Origin of the sequence: Arenibacter sp. P308M17 (genome assembly GCF_003426735.1) — a bacterium.
GTDB lineage: Bacteria > Bacteroidota > Bacteroidia > Flavobacteriales > Flavobacteriaceae > Arenibacter.
The window spans coordinates 202,217-214,084 of record NZ_QVON01000004.1; the positions used below are offsets into that span (position 1 = coordinate 202,217).

Below are 11,868 nucleotides of genomic sequence, written 5' to 3' on the forward strand. Positions count from 1 at the left end.
CTTTTTATTATTACCCTAATAGACTATAATTTATGGATGTATTGCGCTAAGTCTACCAATTTATTGGAATACCCGGACTCATTATCATACCAAGAAACCACTTTAAAGAATTTTGAATTCAATTCAATTCCGGCCTCAGCATCAAAAATACTGGTTCTGGCGTCCCCAATAAAATCTTGGGAAACAACGGCCTCATCCGTATATCCTAAAATTCCTTTCAATTCTCCTTCAGAAGCTTTCTTAAACGCCTTCTTGATCTCATCATAAGAAGTCTCCTTCTCCAAACGCACCGTAAGATCCACTACGGAAACATCGGCAGTTGGTACTCGGAAAGCCATTCCCGTTAATTTCCCCTCTAAGGCGGGAATTACCTTGGTAACCGCCTTGGCGGCACCTGTTGAAGCTGGAATAATGTTCAAAAGAGCACTTCTGCCACCTCTCCAATCCTTTCTGGAAGGACCATCAACGGTCATTTGGGTAGCTGTTGTAGCGTGTACTGTAGTCATCAAAGCCTCTTCAATACCAAAGCTATCGTTCAATACTTTTGCCATTGGGGCCAAACAGTTTGTAGTACAGGAAGCATTTGAAACAATCTTGTCCGATGCTTTGACTTCCTTATGGTTAACGCCCATTACAAACATAGGGGCATTGCTGGATGGAGCTGATATAACCACTTTTTTGGCACCCCCATCTATATGATATTGTGCAGTTTCCAAAGTAGTGAAAATACCGGTACATTCGGCAACGATATCGGCACCAACCTCATCCCACTTCAAATTCTTTGGATCCCTTTCGGCAGTAATCCTGACCGTTTTGCCATTTACTACCAAATTACCATCCTTTACCTCAACGGTACCATTGAATTTACCATGTACCGAGTCATACTCCAACAAATAAGCAAGATGTTCCACATCCAGCAAATCGTTAATAGCAACTACATCTACATTATCCCTTTCTACAGTAGCCCTGAAGACCAATCTCCCAATTCTACCGAAACCGTTAATCCCTATTTTCAAATTTGACATTTCTATTGATTTTAATGTTTAAATTACGTTGTCATGATATCGGAAACCCTCATAAGCTCCTTATCAATTTTTGTATGTCCTTTTATAGCCTTACTGATAGGTGTCAGGGTAATCGTATTATCCTGTATACCCACCATCAGGTTCGTTTTTCCTTCCAATAATGCTTCCACGGCCTTAACACCCATTCTACTTGCCAAAACACGATCAAAACAGGATGGTGCCCCCCCTCTCTGCATATGTCCCAAAACGGAAACACGCACATCATAAATAGGCAGGTGCTCTTCCACGTACTCCTTTAGTTCGAATACATTTTTACCGGTCTTGTCGCCTTCAGCCACCACCACAATACTGGATGATTTACCGGATTGCTTACTACGCTTCAAAGATTCCAACAATCGTTCCAGTCCCAGATTTTCCTCTGGGATCAAAATCTCTTCCGCACCGGCACCAACACCTGCATTCAAGGCAATATGGCCCACGTCCCGTCCCATTACCTCAACAAAGAAGAGCCTATTGTGGGAACTGGCCGTATCCCTAATTTTATCGATGCACTCTACGGCTGTATTCAAAGCCGTATCAAAACCTAAGGTATAGGTAGTACCGAATATATCGTTGTCTATGGTTCCCGGGATTCCGATGACCGGAAAATCAAATTCCTTGTTAAAGGTCAGAGCACCTGTAAAGCTGCCATCGCCCCCAATAACTACGAATGCATCTATACCTGCCTTCTTCAATTGATCGTATGCTATTTGACGGCCTTCCTTGGTCTTAAAAGGTAAGCAACGGGCAGATTTAAGGATGGTGCCCCCCTTGTTGATAATGTTGTTGACACTACGTGCATCCATTACCTTAAAATCACCTTCCATCATGCCTTCATATCCCCTATAGATACCAACACATTCTACCTTTAAATAGGCACATGTACGCACTACTGCCCTAATGGCAGCATTCATTCCCGGAGAGTCTCCCCCTGATGTAAATACACCAATTTTTTTTATTGCTGAAGCCATAAAAATTTTAAAAAAACAAAACTAGCAAACTTATTTCAATAAATACCCCACTTTGGCTTTAATTTGACAACAACGGAGCACTCCAACGTTTTCGTTAAATAATTTCTTGGAAATTGTTAAATTCGTAATTAATTCCTCAGGAAAAGCGATTGTTTCGGGATTATCCGAAACTACCAAAAAAACCTTAATTTTTCCCTAAAATTTTACGTAGGAGCTGTTTAAAACTATCAAAGTCCACTTGATAGGAAAGTCCGACCCCCTGGGTATATCCCTGGCGATCTGCCAGAAATTGTTGGATTTCATTTTCCCGATTGAATATTTTGGCACTTAGGGTGCCTTCTTCATTCAGCAAAATCTGAACTTCCACATCCCCGGCCACTACGGTTTCCGATACGCCCCCTACAGGAACCCCTACCCTTCCGTTCAAAAGGACCCTTTCACTGATCTGTGTGGACAGGGTTACCCCCAATCTATTTTCGGTCTGTATATCCGTACTTCTATCCAGAATACCTTGTTCATAGGACAATCCAAAATTTAATTTGTCATTGTCTCCGGACAATAAGGAGTTGAGGAGTCCGGAAGCGGATTGAAGGAGGTTACCGGTAACCGCCTGTTGGTTAATGCCTGTCTGTTCATTTACAAAAGAGCCTTGTGCCAGAAGAAAAAGAGCATTTTTTTCGGCAATGGTAGGATCTTGCAACCTATATTCCAATTCGGACTTCACAATGGAATTGGTGCCGGGAAACTCTATTCTCCAATCTATGACCGGGCTTTCCAACTCTCCGGTCAACCTTACCACTACATCGGTGGGAATGCGTCTGGTATACCCGGGATTGTCCAAGAGCGGAGCCGGGTTTGCATTTAAGGAATAGACGGCTTCCATATTCAATTGCGCCGCCAGGGGCTCCCGCTCCCAGGTAATATTACCTCCAGGTTTTACCTTAAAGGTCTTATCCACAATACCGCCAAACTTATAGCGAAACTGCCCCGTCACTACTACGAAATCCCCGTACATATTAAATTTTCCGTTGGTATTGATTTCAATAAACAAAATTCCCGCACCTGTCCCTTTTAAGGAACTGCCTGTTTTGGTATCGACAACAATTTCAACTTCGGCATCCGGGGTAACATCCAGGTTAAAGGCCAACTCCAGGCCTTCTACCTCTTTTAATACCCGTTGTTCCCTATCCAAATCCTCCACTTTCTTTCCCACAAAATTGATAAAGGAAAAATCCCCAACACTGACCACATCACTTATCGGGATCTTTAAGGAGGTCCCCCTAGCGGTTTCCCCATCCACATTGATCGTAAGGGCATTGGTAGGTCCGAAAATCCTTCCAGTGCCATTTAAATACCCGGCACCGTAGTACAACACTTCTTCCTTAAATGGGGTATTGAGTATTAAGAAACGATCATTATTGGTATCTACATTCAAGTCCAGGCTCCAATCCGTAAATAACTTATGGGTTATGGTACCATCCAAGGTTGCCTTGGTATTCATGGCCACATCGGTTAGATTGATCTTCTGAAAATCAAAGGTCTGGTCCATTAATTTTACTCTGGAATACGGTGCAAAACTATAATCCACATTTAAATAGGGAATGGCAATACCAGCATCATTCAAAGACAGTACCCCGCTCCAATTGGGATTGTTCACGGGCCCCTTTATAATGGCGCTTCCCTGTAGCAGGCCCCGTATATTGGTTATTACCCCCTCTCCCAAAGGACTGAAGGGCTCTAAATTAAACTTATTGAAATCTACTATGAGATTTGCCTGGGGAATCTTTTCCCTATTGGAGATATTCCCTACCACACTGAGCTTCTCGAAACCATTATCTTCCAAGGTGGTGTTCACCACAAAATCTGTCAAATCCCTATTGCCCACTATACCAATGGCCAAATCCCCCAATGTTATATTATTGATCCCAAAATTTTTAATATTCAAATTGGAGGACGGTAGATAAACGTTGTCCTTTTGCAAAACGTTCAAAGTTCCGTTCACCTCCCCATGCAGCTTAAGACTATCTATAGAGGGCGTAATCTTGCCCAAGGTAACAATCTTGAACTGAAGTTCAATATCCTTATAGGTCGAATCCGCCAGCTGTCCCCGTAACCTAATTTGTTCCTGTTCATTATTGTTCATTACCACTTCCTCAATAGTAATACTATCCAATGTTTTATTGAGGATTACCTTGTTCTTGTTATTCCCGTCCTTGTTGAGTATCCATTTATTTCCTTTAAAATTTACATCGGATGTTTTTAGACCAATAACGGATTTATTCTCCTTGTTAAAGGTGTGGTAGAAATTGAGATTGTAACTATCATTATATTCACTTCCACCTTTAAATTCCGTTCTAAAAAACAGGGTATCCTTTAAGGTAGTGTTGATCAGATTAAAATCCTTTACATCATAGTAGGGCGTTGCTAGATCCCCTATGGAGACGTAGGTATTGAACAATGGGTTCTTATTATCTATCTTAATGTCTATACTATCCAATTCATTGCCATAGGCCACAATACTGGGCGACTTAAAAGTTAACTTAAAATCCCCTTCATCGGCAATGATATTGCCCCTAATAAAGGTATTGGGGTCAAACTTCACTTCCGGAAAAAACACGTCCACAATCTTGTTGTAAATTTTGAAATTAAATGCCAATCTCTGATTTTCCGATATATTGAACGGTCTGTAATTGGTGTAGATACTCCCCAAGGAATTTTGCAGCAACCTGCCGAGTTCCCTGACTTTAAAATTGCCCTTCAAATAACCCGTAATAATATCCGGTGAATTAATATCAATAATCCGTGTGCTGTCATTTTCAAAGGAAGAAGAGACCTTAAAATCTTCAAAGTAGTAGGTTTCGTTCTTGTTCTGATAATTGGTTTTGGTGAATTTTATATCCCCTACAATATTATCCAAGGAATTCCCAGTGATATCCATATTGATATCCCCTTTAAAAATGGATACGCTATCATTTATAAAATGTATCTTTTTAAGGTCGGCATAATCTACCGAAGCGATAAAATTGAAATTATTTCTGTTTTCCGCAAAATCCGCCAAGCCCTTAAAGCTAAACTGAATATTTTCGTCACTGCACAACAGGGAACCATCAAAAAGCTGTTCCTTGATTATCCCCGATACGCTGATATCCTTATAGTCATAGCCATTGAAATTTATGGAATACACCTGCCCTATTACCTCGGTATTTAAATATTCCATGACCACTCCCTTGCCCTCCACATTAAAATCCAGATTTGTTATACCTACCTTATCGGATTCGATTAAATTTCCTAGGTCAAAATTAATAAGGGAGACAAAACCTTTGTAGGAGGCATCGTCTATATGATCAATATCGGTAAGTTCCAAGTCCACATAACTACTTCCAATGAGGGTATTAATATTGGCTTTGGTATCTATTGAAGATTCGGTGATAAGGGCATCGCCCCTAATCGTAAACTGGCCCAATTTCTGTATCGAAGAGGGCAGAACATCCAGGATATTGGGCAGCAAGGCCCGAAGTTCATAGTAGCTGGAGGTAACATTCTTCATATTTGCCTCTAGAACAAAACCGAGGTCCTTGGTAAAAAGGTTCTTGAAATTGAAATCCCCACGAATCCCCGTATTGTCGGTTGTCAAAAACAAATCGTTCGTATTCAAATCGTTCAGGACACCATCAACAACAGTGGAGAACGAAACAATTATATCACTCCCAAACTGATTGTAAAGTAGGTTGACTTCGTTCAAGGCCACGGTAGATTCAATAAACTCGGCATCAATTTTTACCTTGTTCAAAAAATCCTTAAAATCTTCCCGTTCGTAATCAAATACCACTTTGCCCAATATATGGGATTGGGGGGTCCTGATGCTCAGGGAATCAAAACGCATCTGCTGTTTGGTATATTTGAACTCAGTGGCCATTTCATTTACCTCCACTCCCCTAGTACTGCCAAAGGACATCTTCTGGATATTGGCCGAAACGTCCGGACCAACAATGGTAAAATCGGAAGCGGAAATATTAAGGTCCACAAAATTCAATACCTCCTCTGTCTCTCTATTCTTGTCTATGAGCTTAAATTTACTATCGCTAATTTCCACATCGGACGAAGAAAAATAAAAAGGCGGTGTCCCGGGCGCACGTGGTTTTTTATTGTCCAACTTGTCAATAAACACCTCAAGGTTAGTACTCTTGTCATCCTTATAGGTACTAAGCTTAAAATTGAGTCGCTCAATGGCAATGTCCCCAAACTCCAGTTTACCGTTCACCAAATTGCGTACGTTTAAGATAGAGGTACTTAAATTATCTATATAGAACAGGGTGTCCTTTCTGTAATCTTCAATATAAACGCCCTTAAGGGAGGTATCCCAGGAAATCAGGGAAACCCTTAGGCGATCTATATTAATATTGGTACCAAACTCCTTATTGATCTCGGTTGTGGCATACTTGGCAAAACGGGTTTGGACAAATGGCAATGAAAGTATTACACTGCCCAAAACACAAATAAGAACGAGTACCAAAAATACTCTGACCAGAATTTTTCTTAATTTTTTGATAGGGCTTTATGTTTTACCTTTGTACATTCAAATTTTATTCCAAACAAAGTGGATAATAAAACTATTTATATTTTAGCCATTGAGTCCTCGTGCGATGACACTTCTGCCGCCGTATTGTGTGGCAATAGGACACTAAGCAATATTGTGGCCACGCAAAAAATACATGAGGAGTATGGCGGGGTTGTTCCCGAACTCGCCTCAAGGGCGCACCAACAAAATATTGTCCCTGTGGTACACCAAGCATTAGCCAAAGCAAATATCGATAAAAAACAGTTATCCGCCATAGCTTTTACACGTGGACCGGGACTTATGGGATCTTTATTGGTAGGAACCTCCTTTGCCAAATCCCTGTCCTTGGGATTGGACATTCCCTTAATTGAGGTAAACCACATGCAGGCCCATATTTTATCGCACTTTATTGAGGAAGAAAATTACAGCATGCCCTCCTTCCCCTTTTTAGCAATGACCATTAGTGGAGGACATACGCAAATAGTACTGGTCAAGGATTTCTTTGATATGGAAATTTTAGGGGAGTCCCTGGATGATGCGGTGGGGGAAGCCTATGACAAAAGCGCAAAAATCTTGGGACTTCCGTATCCTGGTGGACCCTTGGTAGACAAATATGCCCAATTGGGAAATCCCAAAGCCTTTCCATTTCCCAAGCCCAAGGTGGACGGATTGAATTTTAGCTTTAGCGGTCTAAAGACCAGTATTCTGTATTTTATACAACGGGAAACCAAAAACAACCCCAATTTTATTGCTGAAAACCTGAACGATATCTGTGCTTCCATCCAAGATACCATTATCAATATTCTAATGGATAAAATAAAGAGGGCCGTAAAGCAGACAGGGATAACACAAATAGCTATTGGTGGTGGCGTCTCGGCAAACTCGGGCATTAGATTGGCCCTTAAAAAAGCTGAGGAAAAATGGGGATGGAATACCTATATCCCTAAATTTGAATATTGTACGGACAATGCAGCCATGATAGGTATTGTAGGCTATTTGAAATATAGGGAATTGGACTTTGTAGATCAAAGTATTACCGCCAAGGCGAGATATGTGATCCGATAACAGGGTTCAAAGTTTAAGAGGGACAATCATGGGTTTGGGATAGGTAAACACCAAAAAAAATAAACGAATTGTAAATTTCATAACCAGCGCATGCAACTTTTCTACCATCCCGAATTGGATAAGCAAACGGACCAATTTATTTTTCCTCCAGATGAAAGTCGGCACATTTCCAAAGTATTGCGGAAAAGTTCGGGCGATATTTTGCAGGTCACCAACGGAAAAGGGCTCTGGATTGAAGCCGAGATTTTGATCCCGGACCATAAAAAATGTAGGGCAAAAATAATTTCGCTGACCCAAGTCCCGCAAAAACCGTATCAACTCCATATGGTGGTGGCACCAACAAAACTTAACGACCGTTTCGAGTGGTTTTTGGAGAAGGCCACAGAAATAGGGGTCCATCAGATTACACCCATAATTTGTGAACGTTCCGAAAGAAGGGTAATTAAAATGGATAGAATGGAAAAGGTTGTCCATGCTGCCATGAAGCAATCCCTACAATCCTATCTGCCACAATTACATCCTGCCATTTCCTTTAAGGAATACATGGCCCAACCCCAGAGTGGGGGACTGTACATTGCACATTGCGAGGAAGATCATAAAACAGAACTTTACCATTGTGCCACTGCCAAAAAAAATACCACCATATTAATTGGTCCGGAGGGGGATTTCTCCCCTGAAGAGATCCAATTGGCAATGGACAAAGGCTTTAGGGCGGTTGCCTTGGGAAATACAAGGTTGCGTACGGAAACTGCGGCCATTGTGGCCTGTACCACCATGGCCATGCTTAATGTATAATACTCCATTGGGCATATCTTGTTAATATAGACTTTAATAAATCTTTGAATGGCCATGTTTAACATTCCAGGGGAACACATGGCCATTTTAGTTATAGAATCCGTTATTTAGTACATGACAAAAATCGTCTTTTCAAGGCTTCTCTGAAAATCAGCTATACCCCAAGCCCTAAAGGGAGCCTGATTTTCCTCGATTTCACCCTTTAGGGTTGGGGCCGAAAATTGAGGAAAATTTTGCGGAATTGAATTTTGTCATGTACTAAGAACCCGTTAATATTCTTACATTTGAATACCGCCATTATCCAAGTGTATATGAAGCAGCTAGTTGTAATACTATTGATATTCCATTTTCATTTGACCGAAAATGTACAGGGGCAGGAAATCGCCGTTTTAAAATACGGGGGCGGAGGCGATTGGTACGCCAACCCTACCGGGCTTCCCAACCTAATAAAATTCTGTAATCAACAACTTAGGACTACCTTGGACCCCAAGCCGCAAACAGTAGAGGTAGGCAGCCCAAATATTTATCAATTCCCATTTGTACATATGACCGGGCATGGAAATATTTTTTTTTCAGCGGAGGAAGCGGCCAACCTAAGGACCTATTTACTGGCAGGAGGATTTCTGCACATAGATGATAATTACGGGATGGAACCCTATCTGCGCAAAGAACTCGCCAAAGTATTTCCGGACAAGGAGCTTACGGAATTGGGTGCAGACCATCCCATTTTTCGGGAACAATTCCAATTTCCAAATGGTTTGCCCAAGATACATGAACATGATGGCAAACGGCCCCAGGCCTTTGGTATCTTCGAACAAAACCGGCTGATCCTTCTTTTTACCTTTGAAAGCGATCTCGGGGACGGATGGGAAGACCCTGAAGTGCACAACGACCCCCAAGAAGTCCGTTTAAAGGCCTTACAAATGGGGGCCAATATCATCTCCTACGCTTTTAAAAGCTAATAGTATGACATCAAAGACCATTGCGGAAGGTATATTAAACGCACCCCTTGGAGATTTTTCTGATCATCATTATCGGAGGTTTGCTCCTAGGGGTTACGGGAATGATTATAGCGGTACCTTGCAATACGGCCATAAAAGTAGTCTTAAAAGAATTTTTTAACAAGAATAAAATTGTAAAGTCCCTTACAAAAAATTTATAACCCTCCCTTGAACAAGAATATTCTAACATCTGAAATTCAAGATTTTATAATTCAAAATTTAAGAACCGATCTTATGGCCCTTTTGTTAAGGCCATTAAATTTTGATGGTGTAACCAGCAAGGAGATCGTGGAACAAATAGAAGCTAGGAACAGGTGCAGGGACAAGCTTCCCACTTGGTACGGCACCTCCTATATTTACTACCCCAACAAATTGAACATAGAACAGACTTCCTCTGAAAACGCTGCCCAGTATAAAGCAGGGCTAATAAATGGGAATGTATTATTGGACATGACCGGTGGCTTTGGGGTGGACAGTTATTTTTTCAGCAGCAAAATGGAACAGGTACACCATTGTGAAATAAACAGGGATCTTTCGGAAATCGCTGCCCATAATTATAAAATTATGGGGAAGGACAATATATATTGCCATGCCATGGACGGCATGGATTTTCTAAGAACCTCGGACATTGATTTCGATTGGGTATTCATAGATCCTTCCCGTAGGCATGATGCCAAGGGAAAGGTTTTTTTACTGTCTGATTGTATGCCGAATGTCCCTGATCATCTAGAAATTATTTTGGGAAAGACGAAAAAAATTATGATAAAAACCGCTCCGCTTCTAGACCTGTCGGCCGGCCAAAGGGAATTGCGCTTCGTTAAGGAAATCCATATTGTTGCCGTTAAAAATGAGGTAAAGGAAATCCTTTGGTTATTGGAACGGGATTATGAAAATGAAGTATTGGTAAAAACGGTAAACCTAAGTGAATCATCAATGGAAAAGTTCAGCTTTTCCCTAAATGATGAAAAATTGGTCCTCTCCACCTACTCGGATCCCTTGGAATACTTATACGAACCCAATTCGGCCATCCTAAAATCGGGGGGCTTTAAAACCGTGGGGGATACATTCAAGATGTACAAGTTACATGATCACTCACATTTATACACAAATAACCAACTATCGGAATTTCCGGGCAGGAGATTTAAGGTGGTCAGGACCATTCCCTTCAATAAAAAAAGAATACAACAACTAGCGCTTAAAAAAGCAAATATTACCGTTCGAAATTTTCCGATAAGCGTATCGGAAATAAGGAAAAAGTATAAAATTAAGGATGGGGGGGATGACTATTTATTTTTCACCACCAATCCCGATGGCGAAAAAATAGTGGTTCAATGCATCAAGATCTAGTGTCCTGTCAACCCTACTTTAGCCATCGGGAGCCCATGCTTCGCTCTGTCGAAGTGACTACTCCTAGAATTACGCAAAAGATCCGGAAAGCATTGAAACACCTTTAATCACAATCCCATTTAAAATTGGCCACTTTGTCATTGGACGCTGTACCTAAATTGTAATGCCACCACTCCGTTCTAATGGACCAGAAGCCGTATTTTTCCATCGTTTCCTTTAGCAACGACCTATTATCCAAAATAGGTTTGGGCAGCTGCAAATTGTCATGATAGGCCCTTTTTCCAAAAAAATCAAAATCGGTTCCCATATCCAACTCCTCCCCGTTCAAAGTTACCAAAGTAATATCAACCGCACCGCCCTTGTTATGTATGGATCCTTTAACAGGATTTGCCACATATTGGGGGTTGGGGACTATGGCCCACATTTTATACTGTACATCATTGGGACGATAACAATCGAAGAACTTTATTTTAAATCCTTTGTCCATAAATTCTTTATTGGCCAACAGCAATGCTCTGGCGGTTTTGACCCGCGTATAGCATTCGGCGCAATCGTACACCTTGGCCTTTAAAAAATTATTTTCGGTAGCATAACGTAGGTCGTATTCAAAATCTTCGCTATAATCGGCCAGGCGCACGAACAAAGTATCGGCCAGACCGTCCAGGGATTTAAACTTGGGTTCTGGCACCCCATTTTTATTAACAATATTGATCTTTAAGGAATCCCCTGCCCCTATTTCCTTTTCAACGGTATTCTTTGCTTTCTTGGTTACGGCTACCTCCTTACAACCAAAAAGAACGGCCATTGCCAAAATGGCCATTCCCCTACATACAACTATACTTTTATTCATTTTATTCCGCACTAATACTATATTACAATAGGTTATACAAAGCTATTCATTTCATTGAAACCAAATAAAAGGTATTAAACCTCAGGGCAAGACCTGAACCCGATAATAGGATTCGACCCAAGGGTCGAGGTATTCAGCCTAGATCCCGCCGAAAAAGGCGGGATTAGTTCAACTTTCAATTTTGAGCGCGTCTTACCGACTTCTCAAAATTGAGTTT

8 protein-coding genes and 1 pseudogene are annotated in these 11,868 nt (G+C 41.2%); 5 read left to right on the forward strand and 4 right to left on the reverse strand.

What is annotated here, in order from left to right; genetic code table 11:
• Window positions 1-23: 23 nt before the first annotated feature.
• The 3 genes from gap to D0S24_RS11615 form a co-directional block, all read right to left on the reverse strand.
• Window positions 24-1,025, reverse strand: a complete 1,002-nt coding sequence (gene gap / locus D0S24_RS11605) for a type I glyceraldehyde-3-phosphate dehydrogenase (protein WP_117020034.1) — start codon at window positions 1,023-1,025, stop codon at window positions 24-26.
• 23 nt (window positions 1,026-1,048) lie between these two features.
• Window positions 1,049-2,035, reverse strand: coding sequence for a 6-phosphofructokinase (gene pfkA / locus D0S24_RS11610; protein WP_117020035.1), 987 nt, complete (start codon window positions 2,033-2,035; stop codon window positions 1,049-1,051).
• A gap of 184 nt (window positions 2,036-2,219) precedes the next feature.
• A complete protein-coding gene (locus D0S24_RS11615) occupies window positions 2,220-6,524 on the reverse strand; it encodes a translocation/assembly module TamB domain-containing protein (protein ID WP_251795775.1) in 4,305 nt (1,434 codons plus the stop codon).
• A gap of 108 nt (window positions 6,525-6,632) precedes the next feature.
• On the opposite strand from D0S24_RS11615, the gene tsaD reads away from it, so the two are divergent.
• From tsaD to D0S24_RS11640, 5 genes and pseudogenes are all read left to right on the forward strand, one after another.
• Window positions 6,633-7,658: a tRNA (adenosine(37)-N6)-threonylcarbamoyltransferase complex transferase subunit TsaD gene (tsaD, locus tag D0S24_RS11620; protein ID WP_117020036.1), complete on the forward strand. Its 1,026-nt coding sequence runs from the start codon at window positions 6,633-6,635 to the stop codon at window positions 7,656-7,658.
• A gap of 90 nt (window positions 7,659-7,748) precedes the next feature.
• Window positions 7,749-8,453 carry a 16S rRNA (uracil(1498)-N(3))-methyltransferase gene (locus tag D0S24_RS11625; protein WP_117020037.1) on the forward strand — a complete coding sequence of 235 codons (705 nt, stop codon included), beginning with the start codon at window positions 7,749-7,751 and terminating at the stop codon, window positions 8,451-8,453.
• 311 nt (window positions 8,454-8,764) lie between these two features.
• Complete coding sequence (locus D0S24_RS11630) at window positions 8,765-9,415, forward strand: DUF4159 domain-containing protein (protein WP_117020038.1); 651 nt, start codon at window positions 8,765-8,767, stop codon at window positions 9,413-9,415.
• Between the two features lie 38 nt (window positions 9,416-9,453).
• A pseudogene (locus D0S24_RS21350) lies at window positions 9,454-9,615 on the forward strand (AI-2E family transporter); the annotation flags it as partial.
• A gap of 7 nt (window positions 9,616-9,622) precedes the next feature.
• The gene (locus tag D0S24_RS11640) at window positions 9,623-10,801 is read left to right on the forward strand and encodes a THUMP-like domain-containing protein (protein ID WP_117020039.1); all 1,179 of its coding nucleotides are present in this window, start codon (window positions 9,623-9,625) and stop codon (window positions 10,799-10,801) included.
• 103 nt (window positions 10,802-10,904) lie between these two features.
• On the opposite strand, the gene D0S24_RS11645 is transcribed toward D0S24_RS11640, so the two are convergent.
• Window positions 10,905-11,651, reverse strand: a complete 747-nt coding sequence (locus tag D0S24_RS11645; protein WP_251795776.1) for a M15 family metallopeptidase — start codon at window positions 11,649-11,651, stop codon at window positions 10,905-10,907.
• Window positions 11,652-11,868: the final 217 nt, after the last annotated feature.